23 protein-coding genes are annotated in these 22064 nt (G+C 67.5%); 14 read left to right on the top strand and 9 right to left on the bottom strand.

Annotated features, from left to right (window positions below; translation table 11 throughout):
- Positions 1–2: 2 nt before the first annotated feature.
- The 3 genes from BLR57_RS16400 to BLR57_RS16390 are packed head-to-tail and all read right to left on the bottom strand — an operon-like array spanning position 3 to position 3339.
- On the bottom strand, positions 3–755 hold the full coding sequence (locus BLR57_RS16400) for a hypothetical protein (protein WP_244510065.1): 753 nt from the start codon (positions 753–755) through the stop codon (positions 3–5).
- 51 nt (positions 756–806) lie between these two features.
- Positions 807–2798 carry a TAT-dependent nitrous-oxide reductase gene (gene nosZ / locus BLR57_RS16395; RefSeq protein WP_089699362.1) on the bottom strand — a complete coding sequence of 664 codons (1992 nt, stop codon included), beginning with the start codon at positions 2796–2798 and terminating at the stop codon, positions 807–809.
- Positions 2799–2847: 49 nt separating this feature from the next.
- Positions 2848–3339 (bottom strand): plastocyanin/azurin family copper-binding protein, encoded by a 492-nt coding sequence (locus BLR57_RS16390; RefSeq protein ID WP_170830676.1) that lies wholly within the window; start codon positions 3337–3339, stop codon positions 2848–2850.
- A 131-nt stretch (positions 3340–3470) separates the two neighbouring features.
- Here BLR57_RS16390 and BLR57_RS16385 point away from each other — a divergent pair, with 131 nt between their 5' ends.
- Entirely contained in the window at positions 3471–4037 is a 567-nt protein-coding gene (locus tag BLR57_RS16385) for a DUF7998 family protein (RefSeq protein WP_089699361.1), read from the top strand.
- A gap of 102 nt (positions 4038–4139) precedes the next feature.
- Here BLR57_RS16385 and BLR57_RS16380 read toward each other — a convergent pair whose 3' ends face one another.
- From BLR57_RS16380 to BLR57_RS16365, 4 genes are all read right to left on the bottom strand, one after another.
- Positions 4140–4445, bottom strand: a complete 306-nt coding sequence (locus BLR57_RS16380) for a cupin domain-containing protein (protein WP_089699360.1) — start codon at positions 4443–4445, stop codon at positions 4140–4142.
- A gap of 57 nt (positions 4446–4502) precedes the next feature.
- Positions 4503–5849 (bottom strand): heme-copper oxidase family protein, encoded by a 1347-nt coding sequence (locus tag BLR57_RS16375; RefSeq protein WP_089699357.1) that lies wholly within the window; start codon positions 5847–5849, stop codon positions 4503–4505.
- A gap of 158 nt (positions 5850–6007) precedes the next feature.
- Positions 6008–6166 carry a DUF7560 family zinc ribbon protein gene (locus BLR57_RS16370; RefSeq protein ID WP_170830675.1) on the bottom strand — a complete coding sequence of 53 codons (159 nt, stop codon included), beginning with the start codon at positions 6164–6166 and terminating at the stop codon, positions 6008–6010.
- Between the two features lie 123 nt (positions 6167–6289).
- Positions 6290–6925 carry a helix-turn-helix domain-containing protein gene (locus BLR57_RS16365; RefSeq protein WP_089699354.1) on the bottom strand — a complete coding sequence of 212 codons (636 nt, stop codon included), beginning with the start codon at positions 6923–6925 and terminating at the stop codon, positions 6290–6292.
- Positions 6926–7267: 342 nt separating this feature from the next.
- Here BLR57_RS16365 and BLR57_RS16360 point away from each other — a divergent pair, with 342 nt between their 5' ends.
- From BLR57_RS16360 to mobA, 13 genes are read left to right on the top strand one after another with little or no spacing between them, the layout of a single operon-like run.
- Complete coding sequence (locus BLR57_RS16360; RefSeq protein WP_089699352.1) at positions 7268–7852, top strand: hypothetical protein; 585 nt, start codon at positions 7268–7270, stop codon at positions 7850–7852.
- Positions 7852–8508: a QcrA and Rieske domain-containing protein gene (locus BLR57_RS16355; protein WP_089699350.1), complete on the top strand. Its 657-nt coding sequence runs from the start codon at positions 7852–7854 to the stop codon at positions 8506–8508. Before BLR57_RS16360 ends, BLR57_RS16355 begins: the two co-directional genes overlap by 1 nt.
- Positions 8508–9959 carry a cytochrome b gene (locus BLR57_RS16350; protein WP_089699348.1) on the top strand — a complete coding sequence of 484 codons (1452 nt, stop codon included), beginning with the start codon at positions 8508–8510 and terminating at the stop codon, positions 9957–9959. The genes BLR57_RS16355 and BLR57_RS16350 overlap by 1 nt, the downstream gene beginning before the upstream one ends.
- On the top strand, positions 9952–10161 hold the full coding sequence (locus BLR57_RS16345) for a DUF8120 family protein (RefSeq protein ID WP_089699347.1): 210 nt from the start codon (positions 9952–9954) through the stop codon (positions 10159–10161). Before BLR57_RS16350 ends, BLR57_RS16345 begins: the two co-directional genes overlap by 8 nt.
- Positions 10158–13130 (top strand): nitrate reductase subunit alpha, encoded by a 2973-nt coding sequence (locus BLR57_RS16340; protein ID WP_089699345.1) that lies wholly within the window; start codon positions 10158–10160, stop codon positions 13128–13130. Before BLR57_RS16345 ends, BLR57_RS16340 begins: the two co-directional genes overlap by 4 nt.
- Positions 13127–14191, top strand: coding sequence for a nitrate reductase subunit beta (gene narH / locus BLR57_RS16335; RefSeq protein ID WP_089699343.1), 1065 nt, complete (start codon positions 13127–13129; stop codon positions 14189–14191). Before BLR57_RS16340 ends, narH begins: the two co-directional genes overlap by 4 nt.
- A complete protein-coding gene (locus tag BLR57_RS16330) occupies positions 14184–15011 on the top strand; it encodes an ethylbenzene dehydrogenase-related protein (protein WP_089699341.1) in 828 nt (275 codons plus the stop codon). The genes narH and BLR57_RS16330 overlap by 8 nt, the downstream gene beginning before the upstream one ends.
- Before the next feature lie 11 nt (positions 15012–15022).
- Positions 15023–15829, top strand: coding sequence for a molecular chaperone TorD family protein (locus tag BLR57_RS16325; RefSeq protein ID WP_089699339.1), 807 nt, complete (start codon positions 15023–15025; stop codon positions 15827–15829).
- Complete coding sequence (locus BLR57_RS16320) at positions 15826–16731, top strand: DUF8068 family protein (protein ID WP_089699337.1); 906 nt, start codon at positions 15826–15828, stop codon at positions 16729–16731. The genes BLR57_RS16325 and BLR57_RS16320 overlap by 4 nt, the downstream gene beginning before the upstream one ends.
- On the top strand, positions 16728–17576 hold the full coding sequence (locus BLR57_RS16315; protein WP_089699335.1) for a HEAT repeat domain-containing protein: 849 nt from the start codon (positions 16728–16730) through the stop codon (positions 17574–17576). The genes BLR57_RS16320 and BLR57_RS16315 overlap by 4 nt, the downstream gene beginning before the upstream one ends.
- 1 nt (position 17577) lies before the next feature.
- Positions 17578–18960, top strand: a complete 1383-nt coding sequence (locus tag BLR57_RS16310) for a P-loop NTPase (RefSeq protein ID WP_089699333.1) — start codon at positions 17578–17580, stop codon at positions 18958–18960.
- Positions 18961–18970: 10 nt separating this feature from the next.
- Complete coding sequence (locus BLR57_RS16305; protein WP_089699331.1) at positions 18971–19480, top strand: molybdopterin-dependent oxidoreductase; 510 nt, start codon at positions 18971–18973, stop codon at positions 19478–19480.
- A complete protein-coding gene (gene mobA, locus BLR57_RS16300; protein WP_089699329.1) occupies positions 19477–20181 on the top strand; it encodes a molybdenum cofactor guanylyltransferase in 705 nt (234 codons plus the stop codon). The genes BLR57_RS16305 and mobA overlap by 4 nt, the downstream gene beginning before the upstream one ends.
- On the opposite strand, the gene BLR57_RS16295 is transcribed toward mobA, so the two are convergent.
- Positions 20163–20630: a GNAT family N-acetyltransferase gene (locus BLR57_RS16295; RefSeq protein ID WP_089699327.1), complete on the bottom strand. Its 468-nt coding sequence runs from the start codon at positions 20628–20630 to the stop codon at positions 20163–20165. The genes mobA and BLR57_RS16295 overlap by 19 nt on opposite strands.
- Positions 20631–20699: 69 nt before the next feature.
- Entirely contained in the window at positions 20700–21899 is a 1200-nt protein-coding gene (locus BLR57_RS16290; protein WP_170830674.1) for an MFS transporter, read from the bottom strand.
- Positions 21900–22064: the final 165 nt, after the last annotated feature.

Below are 22064 nucleotides of genomic sequence, written 5' to 3'. Positions count from 1 at the left end.
GGTCACTCACCCCCCGAGTGGGCGGAGTCGGCGTCCCGTCGGTGGCCGCGAGCACTTCCGAGTCGCTGGCGGAGCGCTCCGGGAGCCCGTCGAAGTCGGGCGGCGAGGTCGGTGAACCGAAGCGACTCGTGGCGGTAGTAGAACGCCACGACGAGCAGGCCGACCGAGACCATCGCCAGATACGCCCCGAGCCCGAACCGCGAGTAGCTCGTGATGTTCGCGACTTCGTACTTCCCCCACAGCGGCGGGGTGAACCCCGAGACACCCATCACGGGCGCCTCCGGGTCGAGCGAGTGGCCGGCCTGGTAGAGCCGGTACTGGATGTCCGCGAGCAGCACGCCGAAGACGACGACGGTGCCGGCGAACTGCCAGCGGAGTCCCCGACGGAGCCGCGTCTCGTCCGGGGCGAACGCGACGACGAGACTCGACAGCGCGACCCCGAGGAAGGCCACCGGGCCGAGCGACCACTCGGGGACGTCGACCGCCGTCGGCTCGGGGGTGTAGTTCGGCCCCCAGAGCACCGGGTCCGGGTAGTAGAACCCGATGTACTTGTTGAGCCGTGCCATCTCGGCGTAGTCGCCCCCGATGTGTGGATACGCGTAGAGCTGGAGTCGCAACACTGTGTCGGGATACTGGACGGCGTGGACGCTGATGGTCCACATCGGAAACGCGAGTGCGACGAGTAGACACAGCGCCGCGAGTACTGGGAGCGTCCGCCGTGGGTCGCGGAAGTCGTCACGGGATGGTAGGGTCATGGTCTCGGTCTGGTCTCGGAACCGATAGGGTTCAGCCGGCTGGTTGGCGGGCTACTCGCGCGGTTCGACGAGCATCCGCGAACGCATCTCCAGGTGGAGCGCGCTGCAGAAGTACGTGCAGTAGATCCAGTACACGCCGGGCTCGTCGGCCGTGAACGTCACCTCACGGGTGTCCTGCGGGGCGATGGCGAGGTTGACGTCGTGTTCGGGGATGGCGACGCCGTGAATCACGTCGCGGACGTCCTCGATGTTGGTGACGGTGAGCGTCACCTCGTCGCCCTCCTTGACGGTGAACTCGGACATGCCGTACTCCGAGCGTTTGACCGAGGACTTGACGTGGACGCTCTGCTCGCCGGTCCGCTCGACACCGGAGTCTTTCTCGGTGACGAACGGCTTCTCGCCCGCGTAGTCCTCTTTGTCCCACGTCGTCGCGGGGGAGATGGTCTCGGCGTCCGCGAACACACAGTCGTGGGGTTCGGGATACGCCGGATGGTCGGCGACGAGTTCCATCTCCTTCTCGCCCTGGCCGATGTGGATGAGCTGGTCGTTGTCCGGGTGGATGGGGCCGACGGGGAGGAAGCGGTCCTTCGAGAGCTTGTTCAGACTGATGAGCCACTCGCCATCCGGGTCGGTCGTCATCGCCTTCACGGCCTGGATGTGGCCGGGGTTGTAGTGGACGTCGATCTTCTCGATGACGGGGTCGGTCGACCCCTCCTCGGCCTCGACGGCCTTCTCGATGTCCCACTTGACCGCCTGCGAGTCGATGAACAGACTGGTGTAGGCGTGGCCGTTGCCGTCGAACGTGGTGTGGAGCGGGCCGAGGCCAACCTTCGGCCGGCCGACGACGGCGTCCGCCGGGTCCGACACCTCGCCGAGCTTGTCGATGTCGAGGATGGTCACGGTCGGCGAGAGCTTGCCCGCGATCATCGCGTAGTCGCCGTTCGGTTCGACCTCGACACAGTGGGGGCTCTTCGGCGTCGGGACGTACCGTACAATCGGCCGGTCGCCCTTGTTGAGCGTGCTCGACTGCGTCCCGTCGACGATGGGGACGCCGTTGACCTCCTCGTACTTGCCGCGTTCGACCGCCTGCTCGATGGCCGGGATGTCGAACGCCTTCACGTAGTCGCGGTCGTCGTGGCTCATCCCCTCGATTTCGACCGCCTCCTCGGAGTTGTACGCCGAGGAGATGGCCCACCGTCCCTCCTTGCCGGAGTCGATGATGTCGAGGTTGCCGTCGACTTTCACCTGCCACTTCGTCTCCATCGACTCGGGGTCGACGGCGCTGAGCAGCGAGGTGTAGTTCTCCGGGTTGTCGAGGTCGCGGCCGTCGTTCGGTAGCGGCGTCCGGAACTCGCCGTTTCCGAGGATGTACTTCGTGTCGGGACTCAGGACACAGGTACCGTGGACCGCCTGCACGTTCGGCACGTCCGTGATGGCGTCAGTCTCGAAGTACTTGAGGTTCACTCGGGCGATGCGGCCGTTCGCCTTGTCGTTGACGTAGAGATACTCGCCGTCGTACTTGCCGTCCGTCTCCGAGAGGTTCGGGTGGTGGTTGTCACCCCACGTGTAGTCGCCCGCCTCTTCCAGCATCTCGTCGGTCTGGTCGTCGTAGCCGTACCCGCGTGCGCCTTCGGTGTTGAACACGGGGATGCGCGTCAGCTCCCGCATCGAGGGGATGCCGAGGACGCGAATCTCTCCGGAGTGGCCACCGGACCAGAAGCCGTAGTACTCGTCGTGCTCGCCGGGCGGAACACGGTGTTCGGGCACGTCGTCGCTGCCCGTGTTGGCTGCGTTGCTCCCGTCACCGCCCGTCGGCAGGCTGCCCGCACAGCCGGCCAGCCCCGTCATCGCACCGGCGACCGCACCGGCCTTGAGGAAGTCCCGACGGTCGAGTTGGAGGCCGGCGAGTTCGAGCGACAGGTCGTCGTCCGTCCGCGGCGTCGTCTCCTCGACGTCCGCGAGGACGTCCTCCAGTTGGTTCTCGTACTCTTCGACGACTCGTTCCGGGTCGGTACTGTCGGCACTCGACGTAGAGTCTGACATTGGTTGGGTCGAATCGACAGCTGGTTCGAAAGCGGTGCATCAGCGCCGCCTACTCGACGGTGATCGAGGCGGCCATCCCGACGCTCTCGTGGGGCGAGCAGTAGTACTCGTACGTGCCCGTCGTCTCGAACGTGTGGGTGTACGTGTAGCCCTCGTCGAACGTCTCCGAGGAGCCACCCTTCGTGCCGCTCCAGTCGGAGCCGCTCGGTTTCTTCTCGATGACGATGTTGTGCATGTCGGACTTCCAGACCCACTTGACCGTGGCACCTTTCGAGACCGTCGGGCTCTCCGGGGTGTACTTGAACTCGCCGCCCGGACCGACTTCGATGGTCAGGTCGGCGTCGCCGCCGGAGCCACTCGACCCGCCGGCGTCCGACCCGGAGTCGGACCCGCCCGCGGTCGTTCCGTCGTCGCCACCGGCGTCGGTGGTCCCACCGCCGGAACCGGAGCCGGAGCTTCCTGCACAGCCGGCGAGCGCGATCCCGACGCCGCCGACTGCGAGTCCTCGCAGCACGTCCCGTCTGGTCTGCGTGTCGGTCATCGTTCGTTGACCTCGTTTCGGTGTTGGCGAGGGACTCCCTTCAACCGGGACACCGATTCCGAGTCGCTGGGAAGGGGTTGAACATGTTCGGGAGGAAAGGTAGCACGCCTGAGCGTCTACATGCGAGTGTGATGTTCGGCCTCCGTTCATCGGACGCAGACGGTTCGAGTGCCGAGTTCGACGACATCGACGAGTTCGTCCCCGACAACCTCCCCGAACCCGGCGGGTTCCTCGAAGGACACGGCGTCCTTTGGGGAGAGGACCACGTCGCGTTCCACGAAGGCACCGAAGCTCTGTTCGAGGAGCGCGGCGTCTACGACGTGACCTTCGGCTACAACCTCGCCCGGCTGAACCTCGACCGGCGGCATCCCGACGCCGGCTACCGGTACGCCGTCGACGCCGAGGACCCGGCCGTGCTCCGCGCCGAGTTCACGCCGACGACGGAGTTCTGCCCCCAGAGTCTAGCCCTGGCGAAGGCGTCGTTCCGTGCCTGGAACGGACTGAGCGACCGGCACGAGTACGACTTCGTCCGAGTGCGTGTCGACTCGATGCACCAGCACAGTGCGGCCATAAACGAGGAGTTGGACGCACTCGAGAGCGAGTATCGGCGGACGGGCGAACTCCCGGACGAGGACGAGCGCGGAGTCGACGACGAGAGCGGTACCGAACGCGACGGCGGACGCGACGGACCGCTGTAGCGACCACGGAGACCCACCGGTGAGGGTGTCGAAGTCTGCCCACCTCGAACGCTTCTGCGGTGGTGGAAAAAGCGACACTCGGCGTTTCGTCAACTGTCCGGGTCAGTCGTCGTCCGAGTTTGGGACGAACACGACGACGGCGACGCTGTCGTCGACAGCCTCCGGAGAGACTTCGCGCTCGCCGTCGAACCGGACGATGTCGCCCGCGTCGAGGTCGTAGGTCTCGTCGTCGAGGGTGAGCGTGAGCGCCCCGGAGACCACGTGGAAGAGGACCGTCGTCCCCGGATGGCGGTGGGTTGCAACCCCTTCGCCAGCGGCGAGTTTCAGTCGGACGGTTCGCGGATCCCCGTCGAACACCTCCGCGTGCGGCGTCTCGGTGAGGTCGTCGAGTGCAACGAGTTCTGCCATGGTGCGGGCGGAGGTTCGTCGCCGTATTCCCTCCCTGTTGTGCCGAACCTGTTCGGCCTACCCGCCGGACGTCGTCCGCTCGTCGTCGGCACCACGGCCGGTGAGGAGCCCAGGGACGGTGGTGTCGCCGTGCTGTCGGACGACGGTGAGGAGGTTCGTCGCGAACAGCGAGACGCCGCCGAGCGCGAGGACGGCACCGACACGGCGGGCGACCGGCGGCAGCAGTCCGAGCTGTGTGCCGACGAGACAGCCCAGCCCCGTCGTCAACGCGAGGAAGTCGAGCGACGCGCGACGGTGGTCGTAGAGGTCGTCGATCATCGGAACCTCCTCGAAGCCGAGGCGGTCGCTGTACGCGTCCTCCCAGACGATGAAGGGGACGACGTGGTACAGGGTGCCGAGGACGACGAAGCCGACGACGCCGACCACGAGCAACGACGTCGCCGCGGCCCCCCCGAGCGTCGCGCCCGGGTCGAGCGGGTCCCGCAGCCACGACGGGGCCGTGAGGACTGCCCAGCCCGCCAGGGTGACGCTCACGACGCCGTAGCGGCGGAGCATCGGCGACGGGTCGACGCTGGTCTCGACCAGTCGGCGTGCGAGGAGGACGGCGACGAGCAAAAGAGAGACGAGAACCAGCGCCGCACCGAGACGGGCGAGTGGCCGGACCGCGAGCAGTCGTCCACCGGCGAGACAGAGGACACCGGCGGGGTAGCCCCACGCTTCGAACTGTCGGAGCCGGTGGTCGACGCCGTCCGGTTCGGTCTGGGTGAACATCGGCCCGAGCTGGTAGAGTGCCCCGACGACCGTCGTCAGGACGGCCCCGAAGATGGCCACCGTCGCGTGCGCCTGCACGACGTGTGTCCGCTGTAGCCCGACCGCCGCGAGGAACGGCGTCGTGAGGTCCACGGCGAGTGCGTAGCCGAGCGTCGAGAGCAGGGCGACGAAGCCGACGGCGACCGCGAAGTGTAGCTCGGTGATGTCACACTCGGAGAGAGGTGGGAGCGTCCGCACGAGGTTGTAGGCGAACAGCCACAGTCCAGCGAGCATGAGTCCCCCGAAGACCGAGAGTGCTGCGAACGTCCCGGTCGTCAGCGAGATGACGAATCCAGCGAGCCCGCCGGCGACGAGCCACAGTTGGAGTGCGGCGAGTCGCCGGGAGTGCAGTTGCGTCCCCGACCAGACCGGGACGAACTGCGTCATCGCCCCCATGATGGTGACGCCAACCCAGCCGACGAGCAGGAGGTGGAGGCCGGCGAGTGGGAGCAGCGCGCTGTCGACACCCAGTGCCACGGCGACACCGACGACCCCCGCCACGACGAGTGACACGAGGCCCACGACGAAGTGACGAAGCGGCAGCGCCATCGGTGGCTGGTAGTCGGTCTCGACACCGGTCGGTGCGAAGCTCATAGTGGTTTCTACGGGACGAATCCCCGTCGGCTTGGTTCCGAACGTGTTCGGCTCCGGGGGCGGCTGCCGGTGGCCCAGCAGTAGCTCTCCGACCGACATCGATCGGCGGGCGACACCCCTCGTCCGGATTCGACGGTGACTGCGTCAGGAACCTGTCCTCACCGCGTGCTGGTTCCGGTCAGTGGGGAGAAGGCGTCGGTGGTCACCGACGCATCACACAGCAGACAGCCGTCTTCGAGGAGTTCGGCGCGGATGTCGCCGTCGACGTCCGTCTCGAGTGCACACTCCGGGCAGGTGAATACGAACTGACGTGACACGCTGGCCTCCGTCACAAAAAATGACGTTAAATTATCAGATGGGTGTTGGCCCCGCATCGTGTGGGGGTTGAAAAGCCGAGGGGGTCCGTAGTCCGGTGATGCACGGGCGACGACGAGCCCGACTCACTCGTCGAGGATCACGTCGAGCAGTTTCGACTGCGCCGCCGAGAGATGTTCGGCGAACGTCGAGCGGTTGATGTCGAGTCGCTCGGCCACCTCCGTCGCGTTCGCCCGCTTCGGATGGTCGAAGTAGCCCATCTCGTGGGCCGTCTCCAAGACCTCACACTGCCGGTCGGTGAGTACCGTCCGGTCGACGAAGACGAGGTCGCCGGTGCCGTCGGGCTGTTCCGACCGTGTGAGTCGGCGCAGCGAGACGCCAGCGTAGTGCTCGCGGAGGTCGACGACGATCTCACGGAGCGACGCCAGGTCGCTGGCGACGAACGTGAACGTGATACCGCCGTCGTCCGCCTGGAGGTGACGAACCGGACAGCCGTGACACTCGACGACCTCACATGCACACTGTGGAGGCTCCCCCTCCCCACGGGCGACGCGGTAGACCGTCTTGTCGTCGTACTCGAACACCTCCCGAACCTCGCCGAGGTCGGCGGCCGTATCGGCCGTGAAGTCGACGGTGGCAACGTCCTCGCCCGAGGCTGCCGACCGGGAGACGCTTCGAACCGTCGTCAGCCTCGACGCATCTGCAACGTGGCAGATCGAGTCGCCGGTCACTTCCAGTTCCGCATAGACGCCGCGATCCATTCTATCTAGAAGTCGTCGATACTGCCGAAAAAACCGGGTGAGCGTTCCCAACAACTGGGAAAGACGGTGGGCATCCCGTGACTAGCCGTCGCGACACTGGCGTCGGAGCGACACCGGCAGCGTGGTGGGGTATTGTAGTTCGCGTGGTAGGGATTTCGTGGTCCGCGTGGTGGGGGCGTTTAAACACCCACTATGCTGTGGTCCGTCCGTTACCGGGGTCGCGGCGTTAGATGAGACCGAGAAACGTATGTCCACCACCAGTCCGTCGACCGACGAGTGGAGCATCCCCTCGGCTGCCCTCGAAGGAGTCGGTCGGCGACGAGTCGCAGGGGGTGAACGGTCGTGAAACGCGAGACGGCCGTCATCCTGCTGCTGCTCGTCGCCGTGCTCCTGCCGATGTGGTTCGTGGCACTCCACGGTGAACCGCCGAGCGAGGAGATCGAGATAGACCAGAGCGTCACGGAGATGCGGCCGCTCCAAGAGATCGTCGACACGCCCGAGAAGCTCGCACCGAGTCAGGTCGGCGTCATCGTCTGGGTCGCCCTGTTCGGTCTCGTCGCCGTGCTCACCGCAGTCCACCGGTTCATGGACTCGGCGGTGCGGCCGGACGACCCCAGCGAGGCGCGAGAGACGGCAGTCGCCGACGGCGGACGGGTCGGACTGCCGTGGTTCCGGACCGACGACCGCTGGGTCGTCGAGTACCACGACGCAAGCGACGCGATGGAAGGGATTCTGGCGATGGGTGGGCTGACCGTCCTCGCCATCGTCTTCGCGGCACTGTTCACCGGCGAATATCTCACGCTCGCGCGGACGCAGTACTTCGGCGTCTACGCGACGGGGATGTTCGTCTCGCTGGCACTGCTGACGGTCGCGTACTACGCGTGGTTCCTCCCACACGTCGAGGTCGCAGAACGGAGGGGACACTGATGCACCAGGAGACACCGAACACGGACGACGACTGTGACGGCTGTTGTTCGGACTGTCCGGACGACGGCGAGGGGTACCGACCGAGCATCTTCAGCGACACGCGGGCCGCGCTGCAACGGCGTGACTACGCGAAGCTGCTCGCAACCGTCGGGGGAATGACCGCCGTCGGCAGCCTCGCCGCGCCGCTCGCCGGTCTGACCCGCGTCTTCGAGCGGTCCTACACCGGCCCGGTCTACTCCGACGGCATCTACCTCGTCGACGGCGAGGGCAACCGCATCACGGAGTCGGCACTGTCGGAGGGTGAGAAGCTGACCGTCTTCCCCGAGCCGCGGCCGGGTATCGAGAAGGCACCGACGCTGCTCGTCCGTCACGCCGAGGACGCGTACGGCGGCGAGACGAAGACCGAGTACACCGTCGGCGGCTACGCCGCTTACTCGAAGGTCTGTACGCACGCGGGCTGTATGGTCTCGAACGAGGAGGGCGAGACGCTCGTCTGCCCGTGTCACTTCGGGAAGTTCGACCCGACCGCGGGCGCGAAGGTCGTCGGCGGACCGCCGCCGCGGGCACTGCCACAGCTCCCCATCACGCTCTCCAGTGACGGCTATCTCATCGCAACGGGCGACTTCAACGGCACGGTCGGCCCGGGGGGTGACTGATGTCGCGACTCGACCGTCTCGGCGACCGAGCCGACGGCGCGGGGAGCCGCGCCTACGAATGGCTGGACACCCGGTTCGACGTCGACAGCGGCCGGGAGTTCCTCGGCAAGGCGTTCCCCGCCGAGGACTCGTTCCTGCTCGGGGAGGTGGCACTGTTCTGCTTCCTGATGCTCATCCTGACGGGACTGTTCCTCGGGATGTTCTTCGAACCCTCCACGAGCGACGTGGAGTACGAGGGGAGCGTCGAGAAGTTCCAAGGTGAAGAGGTGCCGGAGGCGTTCGCGAGCGTCCTGCACATCACCTACGACATCCCGTTCGGGATGTTCATCCGGCGGATGCACCACTGGGCGGCCCATCTGTTCGTCGCCTCCATCGGGTTGCATATGCTCAGGGTGTTCTTCACCGGGGCGTACAGAAACCCGCGAGAGCCGAACTGGCTCGTCGGCACCGGTCTCGCGGGGCTGGCGATGGGGGCGGCGTACACGGGCTACGCGCTCCCCTTCGACGAGTTCGCCGCGACGGCGACGGGCATCGGCTACAACCTCGCCATCTCGGTGCCGCTCGTCGGCGACGTCCTGGGGAAGGCGTTCTTCGGCGGGGAGTTCCCGTCGAGCGCGACCATCCCGCGGCTGTACTTCCTCCACGTACTCGTCATCCCCATCGCCATCGGCGGGCTGTTGGCGGTCCACATGGCCATCCTGCTCCGGCAGAAGCACACCGAAGCTCCTCGTGACAGTGACGTCCAGGGGCCCGCGCCGTCGACGCGGGCGGAACGCTCCGACGACGCCGTGGCGAGCGACGGTGGGAGCGGGGCGACGGTGTCAAAGGACGACGACAGCGTCGTCGTCGGGCTCCCGGCGTTCCCGAACCAAGCGGCCGTGAGCGCGGTCGTCTTCTTCCTGACGGTGGCGACGCTGTCGACGCTGGCGGGCTTCCTGCCGGTCCACAACATCGCGGAGTACGGCCCGAACAACCCCGCGGGAACACCGGAGCTGATCATGCCCGACTGGTTCCTGATGTGGGTCTACGGCTTCCTGAAGCTCCTGCCCTCGTGGCTGTCGTTCACCGTCCCTGTGCTCGGCATCCACGTGTCGGCGGAGTTCGTCGGCGGCGTGTTGATGCCGACGCTGGTCTTCGGTCTCGTCGCCGTCTGGCCGTTCGTCGACTACGACGAGAAGCCGGTCCACTTCACAGCGAACCCGTTGGCCCGGCCGTGGCAGACGGCCGTCGGAGTCGCGGCGGTTCAGTTCATCATGATCGCCTCTATCGCAGGCATGAACAACCTGCTGGGACGGGCGGTCGGCGTCGGGACGGGCGTCATCAACCCGATTCTGACCGTCGCGCTCGTCGCCGTTCCGGCAGGTTCGGGCTATCTGACCTACCGGATGCTGCGTGACGACAGCGAGCGACAGCAGGCGAACAGCGGCCCGGAGGTGGCCGGCGATGACTGACGCCGGTACCGACCACTCGACCCGCGGAATCGAACTGTCCGCACGGACGTACCGACACCTCGACCGCGCCAGCAAGCTCCTCGGTCTCGGGCTGGTCGCCCTCGGCCTCGACGCGGGCGGCGACACGCTCGCGGGAGTGACGCTCGGCGTGGTCGGCGCGGCAGTAGCACTGACGACGGTCTTCGTTCGGAGGCAGGAATGAGTCGAAACGACACAGCACACGACGAGACGGCGGAGGAATCGGACGCATCGGACCGCGACGACCACCGAAATCCCGAGGTCGGCGACCCGGCAGGCGAACCGGCCCAACCGGTCGACGACGACGGGTCGGTGAGTAGCGGCTCCGTCTCCCGGCGGAGCTTCCTCGAAGGCCTCGGCGTCGCGTCGGTCCTCGGCATCGGTGGCGCGTCGGCGACGGACGACAGTCTGTTCGAGATGGACGGACTCCAGACCGTCGGCGACCCCATCGGGGACTACCCCTACCGCGACTGGGAGGACCTCTACCGCGAGGAGTGGGACTGGGACTCGGTGTCCCGGTCGACCCACAGCGTCAACTGCACCGGCAGCTGCTCGTGGAACGTCTACGTCAAGAACGGCCAGGTCTGGCGCGAGGAACAGGCCGGCGACTATCCACGGTTCGACGAGAGCCTCCCGGATCCGAACCCGCGCGGCTGTCAGAAGGGTGCGTGTTACACCGACTACGTCAACGCCGACCAGCGTATCAAACATCCGCTCAAGCGCGTCGGCGAGCGCGGCGAGGGCAAGTGGAAACGCATCTCGTGGGACGAGGCGTTGACCGAGATCGCCGAGCACGTCGTCGACGAGGTTCAAGACGGCCGCTACGATGCCATCAGCGGCTTCACGCCCATCCCGGCGATGTCACCCGTCAGCTTCGCCAGCGGCTCGCGGCTCATCAATCTGCTCGGCGGGGTCAGCCACTCCTTTTACGACTGGTACTCGGACTTGCCGCCAGGCCAGCCCATCACGTGGGGGACCCAGACTGACAACGCCGAGAGTGCCGACTGGTACAACGCCGACTACATCATCGCGTGGGGCTCGAACATCAACGTCACACGCATCCCCGACGCGAAGTACTTCCTCGATGCGGGCTACAACGGGACGAAGCGCGTCGGCGTCTTCACCGACTATTCGCAGACGGCCATCCACACCGACGAGTGGGTCAGCCCCGAACCCGGCACCGACACGGCACTCGCGCTCGGCATGGCCCAGACCATCGTCGACGAGGGACTCCACGACGAGGCACATCTCAAAGAGCAGACGGATATGCCGCTGCTCGTCCGGCAGGACACCGGCAAGTTCCTTCGGGCGAGCGAGGTGCCCGCGGTGAACACCGATGCCGACCGGCCGGAGTGGATGTTGCTCATGGCCGACTCGGACGGACAGCTGCGAGAGGCACCCGGCTCGCTCGGCGAGCGCGACGGGCAGAAGGACTACTCGAAGAGCATCGAACTCGACTTCGACCCGCAGCTGGACGCCGAACAGACGGTCCATACGACGGACGGGAGTGTCCGAGTCCGGACCGTGTGGAACGAACTTCGCGACGAACTCGCACAGTACGACCCGGAGACGGTCCACGAGGAGACGGGCGTCGGCACGGAGACCTACCAGCGGGTCGCCCGCGAGTTCGCCGAGGTCGACAAGGCGAAGATCATCCAGGGGAAGGGCGTCAACGACTGGTATCACAACGACCTCGGGAACCGTGCCATCCAACTGCTCGTCACGCTGACCGGGAACCTCGGCAGGCAGGGAACGGGCCTCGACCACTACGTCGGCCAGGAGAAGATCTGGACGTTCCACGGCTGGAAGACGCTCTCGTTCCCGACCGGGAAAGTCCGTGGCGTCCCGACGACGCTGTGGACGTACTACCACGCGGGTATCCTCGACAACACCGACGAGGACACCGCCGAGAAGATCCGCGAGTCCATCGACAAGGACTGGATGCCGGTCTACCCCGAGGAGCGCTCGGATGGCTCGCGGCCCGACCCCTCGACGATGTTCGTCTGGCGGGGTAACTACTTCAACCAGGCGAAGGGGAACGTCGCCGTCGAGGACGAACTGTGGCCGAAACTCGACCTCGTCGTCGACATCAACTTCCGGATGGACTCGACGGCGATGTACTCGGACATCGTGTTGCCGACGGCGAGCCACTACGAGAAACACGACCTGTCGATGACGGATATGCACACCTACGTGCATCCGTTCACGCCCGCGGTCGAGCCACTGGGCGAGTCGAAGACCGACTGGCAGATCTTCCGCGAACTCGCCGCGAAGATTCAGGAGGTCGCAACGGAGCGCGGTGTCGAGCCCATCGACGACCGGAAGTTCGACCGTGAGATCGACCTCACGACGATCTACGACGACTACGTCCGCGACTGGGCCTCGGGCGAGGAGGACGCGCTCGCGGAGGACCGCGCAGCCTGTGAGTACATCCTCGAGCACTCCGAGGAGTCGAACCCCGCCGACAGCGACGAGCAGATCACCTTCGCCGACACCGTCGAGGAGCCGAAGCGGCTGCTCGAATCGGGCGACCACTGGACCTCGGACATCGAGGAGGGTGAGGCCTACACGCCGTGGAAAGACTTCGTCCAGGACAAGAACCCGTGGCCGACGGCGACGGGCCGACAGCAGTACTACATCGACCACGACTGGTTCCTCGAACTCGGCGAACAGCTGCCGACTCACAAGGAGGGGCCGACGAACACGGGTGGCGACTACCCGATGGAGTACAACACCCCCCACGGCCGGTGGTCCATCCACTCGACGTGGCGGGACAGCGAGAAGCTCCTGCGGCTCCAGCGGGGTGAGCCAGTCGTCTATCTCCACCCCGAGGACGCCGCCGAGCGCGGCATCGAGGACGGCGATACGGTCGAGGTGTTCAACGACCTCGCCGAGGTCGAACTGCAGGCGAAGCTCTATCCGAGCAGCCAGCGCGGCACCGCGCGGATGTACTTCGCGTGGGAACGCTTCCAGTTCCCCGGCGACACCGACTTCAACTCGCTCGTGCCGATGTACATGAAGCCGACGCAGCTGGTACAGTACCCCGAAGACACGGGTGAACATCTGTACTTCTTCCCCAACTACTGGGGACCGACGGGCGTCAACAGCGACGTCCGTGTCGACGTGCGGAAGCAGGGAGGGACCAACGAATGAGCACAGAGAGCGACGGCAACGGAGAGTCGGTCGACCTCGCGGAGGGAGTCGACCATCAGGTCGCGATGGTGATGGACCTGAACAAATGTATCGGCTGCCAGACGTGTACGGTCGCGTGTAAGTCGCTGTGGACCGAGGGCGGCGGCCGCGACTATATGTACTGGAACAACGTCGAGACCAAGCCCGGCGAGGGCTATCCTCGCGACTGGGAGAACTCCGGCGGCGGCTGGAAGTCCGCCGACCACAGCGAGCGTCAACCCGGCGAGATTCCCGACCAGGAGGACTACGGGGAGGCCTGGGAGTTCAACCACAAGGAGATCATGTACGACGGGAGCGACCAGCCGCTGCGTCCCAACAGCGACCCCGAGTGGGGACCGAACTGGGACGAGGACCAGGGTGCTGGCGAGTATCCCAACTCCTATTACTTCTATCTCCCGCGCATCTGCAACCACTGTACGCACCCCTCGTGTGTCGAGGCCTGCCCGCGGAAGGCCATCTACAAGCGCGAAGAGGACGGCATCGTCCTCATCGACCAGGAGCGGTGTCGTGGCTACCGCTACTGCGTCGAGGGGTGTCCGTACAAGAAGGTCTACTACAACGCCACCCAGAAGACCTCCGAGAAGTGCATCTTCTGTTATCCCCGGCTGGAGGGTGAAGGACCGGAGGGCGAGACGTTCGCCCCCGCCTGTGCGGAGGAGTGTCCGCCGCAGCTGCGACTCGTCGGGTTCCTCGACGACGAACAGGGACCCATCCACAAACTCGTCGAAGAGTACGAGGTGGCCCTGCCGCTGCATCCGGAGTACCAGACGCAGCCGAACGTCTACTACATCCCGCCGTTCGCACCGCCGCAACACTCCGAGGACGGCGAGACGACCGGCATCGACCGCATCCCCCGGCAGTATCTCGAAGAGCTGTTCGGCGAGCGTGTCCACGACGCGCTGGACACCATCGAACGCGAGCGCGAGAAGGTCGACCGCGGCGGCGAGAGCGAACTGCTCGATATGCTGACCGACACCAACCCCGCCCGGAAGTACCGGATGGAGGTGTTCGACGATGGGTAACCGGAGCGAGTCGACGAGGCGAACGGGCGTCGTCGCCGCCGTCGTCGCCTGTCTGGTCGTGTTGACGACCGTGGTGGCCCCTGCGATGGTGTCGGCGCGGCCGGCGAACCAGATTCCGGTCGAGTCGGTCTCGGCCGGTGACCAGCCACAGCAGCCGACCGGTGAGGCGTGGGACACGGTGCCTGCCGTCGGCGTCCCGATGGCGAGCGCCCCGAGCGGCCTGCCGAACGCCAGCGACACGTCCGTCGAAACGTTGCGCGTCCAGTCCGCACGGACCGACGAGCGGCTGTATCTCCGGCTGTCGTGGGCCGACGGCACCGCCGACCGCAACGCCAGCGCGCCGAGAGAGTTCGCCGATGCGGCCGCGGTGCAGGTGCCTGTCAACACCAGTGCCCGCCCGCCCATCTCGATGGGGAGCACGCGGAACCTCGTGAACGTCTGGTACTGGCAGGCCGGCGGCGAGACCGAAGAACTGCTCGCCGGCGGGCCCGGGACGACGACGTCGTTCGAGGGGTCGGCGGTGGACACGTCGACGCACTACGACGACGGTCGGTGGACGGTCGTGATGTCGCGGGACATCGCGGCCAACGCGGAGAACCGGACGACGTTCGCCGTCGACAACGACGTCGACGTGGCCTTCGCGGTGTGGAACGGCTCGCACATGGAGCGGTCGGGGCGGAAGTCGGTCAGCGAATGGTACCACTTCCCGCTCGGACCGGGACCGCAGGGACCGCCGTACGAGTCCATCCTGTGGGCCGTCGCCGGTCTCGCAATCGTCGGCGTGACGCTGGTGACCGCCCAGGCGGTGCGGAAGAACTGAGGAGAGACGAGATGGAGACACCCACAACACACGACGGGACGACGGGAACCGACGAGGACACAGCCGACACGGCATCAGGCGACACCGCAGTCGACGCAGTGTCCGGCGACACCGCAGCCGACACCGCAGGTACGGCGTCCAGCGAACGCCTCGACGCAGAACAGGTCGGCCGCGAGGCGGCCGCCCGCAGCGGCATCTACAGCCTCCTGGCGACGCTGTTCGACGAACCGAGCGAGTCGCTCCACGAGCGGCTCGTCGCCGGCGAGGTCGACGAGGCCTGCCGCGAACTGCTCGACGCGAGCGGCCTTTCGGTCGAGCCGCCGGACCTGACTGTTGAGGACGACCACGAGACGCTCTGTGCGCGGTTCAACGACCTGTTCACGGTCGGCTACTCGGAGTATCAGGACCGCACCGACGGCACGCTCGACAGCGAGGGGCCACCGGTGTCGCTGTACGAGACGGCCTACCGGCCCGAGGCCTCGTGGAACGACGTCAACCTCGACCTCGCGCGGGCGTACGACTACTTCGGGCTCGAAGTCGACCAGTCGGCCCGCGACAACCACGACTACCTGCCGTACCAACTGGAGTTCGCCGGCTACCTCGCACGCCGCGAGGCCCAAGGAGCGAGCGACGCGGCACGGGCACGGCTCGACTTCCACGACCGCCATCTGCACGTACTCACCGGCGGGCTCGCCGGTCGGATGGCCGAGGAGGCCGGGACCGGTCTCTACGGTGAACTCGCCGCGTTCGTCGACCGGTTCGCCGCCGCCGACCAGATCGACCTCGGCGAGCGGTTCGAGGGAGGTGAAGAGCCGTGAGCGGCCGCCAGTTCGACGAGATTGCGAACGGTCGGCTACTGGCGGGCGTCGACCGGGTCGCCGCGGAATCACCGGTCTCGGCTCGGACGGCTGCGGGGCTGCTCGCGCTGCTGTCGGTCGCGGCGACGACGCTGTACCGCGTCGTCCACAACGCACCGGGGACGCTCCCCGGCGGCGTCACCGACCTCGCCGCGGTGGGGCTTCCGGTGGCCGTCGTCGGTCCCGCGTTCGGGGCACTGCTGCTCGCGACGGCCGCCGACCGGCCGGTCGAGCGGGTCGGTCTCGCCTTCGCGGGAAGCTTCGGGCTGGTCGCCCTCGCGTCGCCAGCGGCGTGGCTCCCGGCCGCAGTCGGGATGGTTGGTGGTGTCACCCTCGTCGCCTGGTCCGAGGTCCGTGAACTCGGTCGCAGTGCCAGCCGTACCGAGATCCGTCGTACGGGCGTCGTGGCCGTCCTCGCCGGCTCGGTCGTCGTCTCGCTGGCCGCGACCGGCGGTATCGCCGCCGGGACGTTCCGGCCGCTCGGGACCGTCCTGGCACTCGTCGGCGTCGGAGCGACGCCGCTGTTCGTTGGCTCCGACCGACCGAGTCTCATCGTCGGAGCACTGGCAGCAGTCCTGACGTTCGCGGTGGCGACGAGCGTCCCCTACGTCGCAGGGGCCGTTCTGCTGATCGGTGGCGGCGTCGTCGGCGCGCCCATCGGACTCGTCGTCCTCGCTGCCGGTGGGGGCGTCGCCGGACTCACACGGGCGTTCCGGACGCGAGACACCGACGCTGTGCTCGCCGTCGGGACACTCCTCGCCACGGGCGTCCCTGGAACGCTGCTGCGGGCATTGGGCGTCGTCGTCGCCGTCGCACTGCTCGTCGGTAGCGACGTCGAGACGACGGGAGGTGAACGGCGATGAGAGACGAAGAGGAAGCCACGGACGGCCCGCCGGACCCACAGCTCCATCCCGAACGGAGCCCCGGATTCGGCGAGGAGCCGGTCGGGCTGGACGACATCGAGGTCGACCGCGACGTCACTATCGGCGAGGCGTCGCTCGAAGATCTCGCTGCCAGCGACACCGAACCGGTCGAAGACGAGGGCGTCGCCGACCTGCTGACGACACTCGCTGGCGACGACGCCGTCGAACGCCGCCGTGCAGCACTCGCGCTCGCCGAACGGGAGTACGACGGAGACGAGAGTGAGCGGGTCGTCCGGGCGTTGAGCAGTGCCGCGACGACCGACGACGACGACGAAGTCCGGCAGTTCGCCGTCGAGGCGGTGGCGAAACTCGGCGGGGCGGTCGCGGCGAAGACGGCCGTCCACTGCACTGACGACGACGACCCGTGGGTCCGTGCGGAGGCAGTCGTCGCCCTGGACCGTCTCGACCGAGTCGCACACGAGGAGACAATCGTGGCCGCGCTCGACGACGAACACCACGCCGCCCGGCGGAACGCCCTCATCTCGCTGTTCAAACGACGCGGCGAGGACGCACTCGACGAACTAATCGAGGCGGCCGCGGACCCGAGCGAGCGGGTCCGGGAGTGGGCCGCCCATCTGCTCGGCGGCGTCGACGACGAGCGCGCCACGGAGACGCTGACCCGGCTCGCTGCCGACGACGACGAGAGCGACATCGTCCGCAAAACCGCCGCCCGCGCCCGTGAGGTCGACGCGGGAAGCTTCCGCCGACAGTTCAGCGGCGCGCTCGACGAGCGCGACCGGACGCTGCCGGGCGAAGACGACCTCAACCGTACGCCGAACCTCTGATATGACCGACGACACACCACCACCGAGAGACGGGAACAGGGCGGTAACCGACACGCGAGATGCGACTGCCGACAGGCGAGATGCGACCGGCAACACGCAGGATGCGACCGCTGCTGCCGGCGAACGGGCTGAACGGGACGGGACAACCGGACTGAAAGACCGCATCGAGAGCGCGCTTCGGTCGGTACGAGATCCCGACGCCGACGTCAACGTCTTCGAGGCGGGACTGGTCGAATCCATCGCCGTCGACGGCGGCGACGTGACCGTCGAGGCGGCCGTCGCGGAGTTCGGCGACGAAAACGCCGGGGGAATCATGCAGGCGATGCTACAGGCGGTGCGCGACGTCCCGGCCGTCGAGAGCGCGCACGTCGAACCGGTCGCCCCGTCGACGGAAGGAGAGGGGGGCGTCGCCGACTTCGGCACCGTCATCGCCGTCGCCAGCGCGAAGGGCGGCGTCGGCAAGTCGACCGTCTCGACGAACCTCGCCTGCGCGCTGGCGGGTGAGCGGGCGACGGGACTGTTTGACGCTGACATCCACGGCCCAAACGTCCCCTCCCTGCTCGACGTCTCGGGACCGGTCCACTCCGACGACGAGGGGAGCCCCCTTCCCATCCGTGCGTCCGGGAGCGACGCCGAACTGGACGTGATGAGCGTCGGCCTGATGGAGTCGGGCGCGCCGCTCGCGTGGCGCGGGGCGATGGCCCACGACGCCTTGACGGAACTGTTCACGAACACCGCCTGGCGGGCCGACGACACGCTCGTCGTCGACCTCCCGCCGGGGACCGGCGACGTCGTCCTGACGACGCTCCAGGAGGTCCCGGTCGACGGGGTCGTCGTCGTGACGACGCCCTTCGAGTCGAGTCTGGAGGACACCGCCCGGAGCATCGAACTGTTCCGCGACAACGACGTTCCGGTGCTCGGTGCGGTCGTCAATATGGGCGAGTTCACCTGTCCGTCCTGTGGCGACAGTCACGACCTGTTTCCGGGAAGCTCGGTCGAGGAGACCCTCGACGCAGCCGTCCTCGCCGAACTGCCGTTCTCGACGGAGTTCCAGGAGACGCCCGCACCCGGCGAGACGACGCCTGCGTTCGCACGGCTGGCCGAGGCGGTCTCCGAGGCGGCGGCGACGGCGTGGGACCTTGACCTCCCCACGGACGCGGTCGACATCCGGGGCGAACCGCCGGAGCACCGCCGTCAGCGCGTCGCCGAGGGGTTCACGTCACTGGACAGCGGGGCGACCTTCACGCTCGTCAGCGACCGAGACCCCACGCCCGTCAGGGAGTTCCTCGGCGGTCTCACGGACCGTTCGCCGAGCGACATCGAGGGCTTCGCGGTCGAACGACGGACGCCGGACGACTGGGTGCTCACGGCAACCCGCCCCTGACCCGAGAACGATGAGCTCCGAACAGCCACGTTCGACGCAGACGGAAGCGGACGGGACGGACGAGTTCGGCGGAGCCGACGCTGGCGTCGAGGTCGGCGGAGACAGCCCACTGTCGCTCTCGCTCGACGACCTGCGAGCGCGCGCCACCGTCGACCGCGAGTGTACCATCAGCTGTGCTTCGGGCGAGCGGACGACCGCGACGTGGACCGGCGTTCCGGTGGCCGAGCTACTCTCGGACGCCGGGGTCCCGGAGACGACGACCCATCTGCGGGTGACGAGCGACGACGGCTACCGTGCCTGTCTCGGGGTGACGGCCACACTCGACGCAGTGGTCGCCGTCGCCCGCGACGGTGAACCGCTGGCGGCCACCGAGACCTACCCGACCCGGTTCGTCGGGCCATACGTCGACGGCGAACGGGCGGTCAAAGGCGTCGTCGGACTCGAACCGCTGACGGTGGCACCACAGGACGACCCGACGGAGTTGGAGACGCTGTCGCTCGACGACTCGACGTACGGATGACTCCCGACGACGTGACTGCCGTCGTCCTCGCCGGCGGTGAGAGCAGCCGCTTCGGCGACGAGCCGAAGGCGACGGCGCGACTCGGCGGCCGACCGCTGGTCGAGCGGGTGGTCGACCGCGTCCGTACCGCCACCGGTCGGCCGCCCGTCGTCGCCGCGGGGTCCTCGGAGAAGCGTGCTGTCGTCGACGGCGCGCTGCCACACCGGGTTCGGTACGCCGAGGACGCAGACTGGTGTGGCGGCCCACTCGCTGGCATCTGTGGGGCACTGGCCCAGGTCTCCACGTCGGCCGTGTTCGTCTGTGGCTGCGACGTGCCACTCGTCTCGCCACGGGTGGTCTCGTGGCTCGCCGAACGCCACGCCGCGACGGCGGCCGACGCGACGGTTCCCGTCGACGCCGATGGCGAGCCGCAGCTGCTCCACGCCGTCTACCGAACGGCAGCGTTAGAGGGCTACTGTGAGCGGACGCCCGACGACCACCGGCTGCGAGCGGTCGTCGACGGCTGTACGACCGAGGCGGTATCGGCGTCGGACGCGCCGGACGGCTGTCCACTCGGCCGTTCGACAACGAACGTCAACACTCGTCGGGAACTCGTGGCCGCCGCCCGGGTAGAGGACGACACGTGCGACGGACAGCCGCGACCGTGGACAGACGAGCGCGGCCGGCAGGGTCGGGACGGGCCTCACTCCGCGAGTCGCTGAACGAATTGAACCTGTTTCTCCTCGAACCCGTGGTCCGTGTAGAAGCGTCTCGCGTCCTCGTTGTCCCACTCGCAGGAGACTTTGAGATGGTCACAGCCGCGCTCGCGGGCCATCTCTTGGACTCGGTTGAGGACCTCGCCGCCGAAGCCACGGTTTCGGTGCTCGGGAGTCACGAACAGGTCGACGACGTCGACGTATCTCGACCACTGCCGCGACGGATGCTCGCCGTCGCGGAGCGTGACGAAGCCGACCGGTTCGTCGTCGACGACGAGATAGTTCGTCACGTCGTCGCTGTATAGCTGTCGCCGAAAGCCGTCGGTAGGGACCTCGTCGGGACCGTCGTAGACCACCTCGTTGAGGTCCGAATACGGTTCCATCTCCGTCGCGAGCGCGTACCAGAACTCAGTGAGGACGTCGAGGTCGTCCTCGGTCGCTTCGCGGAGTTGCATGGGCCAACGTGGACTGGGGATGACAAATAGCCATCCGCGGTGTGCGACGCGGTCACAGGAGGCGTGCCCTCAGCTGCCGGGGCGAGCGGCCGTCCCGATACGGAGCCAGGCGACGGCAACGACGACCAGGAGACCGACGAGCGGGGCGAACAGCAGTCGCATCGCCGCGAGGACGCCGACGCCGTCGATGACGAAGCCCATCACGGCTGGCGCGCCCGCGATTCCGCAGGAGGAGACGACGAGCGCGAGCGCGTTCACCGGCGCGCTGTGCTCCGGGGTGCTCTCGGTCGCGTAGGCGAGCAACGTCGGGTAGAGTCCGGAGAGACCGAGACCGATGCCGAAGACGCCCACGAGGATGGAGAGTCCCGACGCCAGGACGAAGGTGTAGACGGCCGACAGCGTACAGAGCAGGCCGAGCGCGAACGCGAGTCGGACGTAGCCGAGGCGTTCGGAGAGCGACCCCGCGGCGAACCGGCCGGGGATGTACGCGACGAGCAGCACGCTCAACGAGACCGTGACGAAAGACTCCGGCAGTCGGCCTTCGGCGAAGGTCGTCAGCCACGTGAACAGCCCGCCCTCGACGGCAGTTGCACAGAAGATACCGGTGGCCATCACCAGTACGGCGGGGCTGCGGACGATGCGTCGCACGCCGTCGAGCGTCAGCGGGTCGTCGCCGCCGTCGACGTCCGGGGCCGGCAGATACCAGATCAGGGCGACGACGGGGATGAACGAGACGGCGAGCGCGTAGTACGCGAGCCGCCACTCGTCCAGCCAGAGCGCGGCGGTGACGACGAGCGGGCCGAGCGTCGCGCCGACGGCCCACATCATGTCGTAGTAGCCGAACAGCCGGCCGCGACGGCTCGGATAGAGATGGCTCAACAGCGGCCTGTCGTTGCCGCGGGCGATGCCGGCGAACGCCCCGCGGAAGACCAGGGCGGCGAGGAACACGCCGAAACTCGGAACCGACCCCAAGAGGGCGACGCCGATGCCGGTCCCGAAGATGCCGACGAGGAGCAGTTTTCGGGTGTCGAACCGTCCGGCGACCGCACCGGCGGCAGCGACGAAGAACAGAAAGCCGAGCGTCCCGGCGGGCGCGACCAGCCCCAACTGCCACTGTGGCGTCCCGAAGCTGTCTCGGAGAACTGGGATGATAGCACCGTGCATCTGGAGGGTGGCCCCTTCGAGCGCGACGAAGGCGAAGACCGCCAGCGTCCACCATCGACGGCTGTCGAACTCCTCGCTGGGTTCGCCCTCCGAGACTGTTTCCATATCCCGACCACTGCGTGCCGGGGGAAAAGTCGTGTGAAGGCGGTCGGGCCGTCGGTGACCGGGTGCGCCGTGGGTCACCCGCCGGGCGACAGCCGGGACGGCAGTCGCGACGGCATCCCGAGAGGGGAACGTATCAGACGGTTTAACAGCGGCGGGGCGGAAGGC

It is taken from the genome of Halogranum gelatinilyticum (assembly GCF_900103715.1).
Taxonomy (GTDB): Archaea; Halobacteriota; Halobacteria; order Halobacteriales; family Haloferacaceae; genus Halogranum; species Halogranum gelatinilyticum.
The sequence above is the reverse complement of the archived record's forward strand: the minus strand, read 5'-3'. Positions and strand labels throughout refer to the sequence as shown.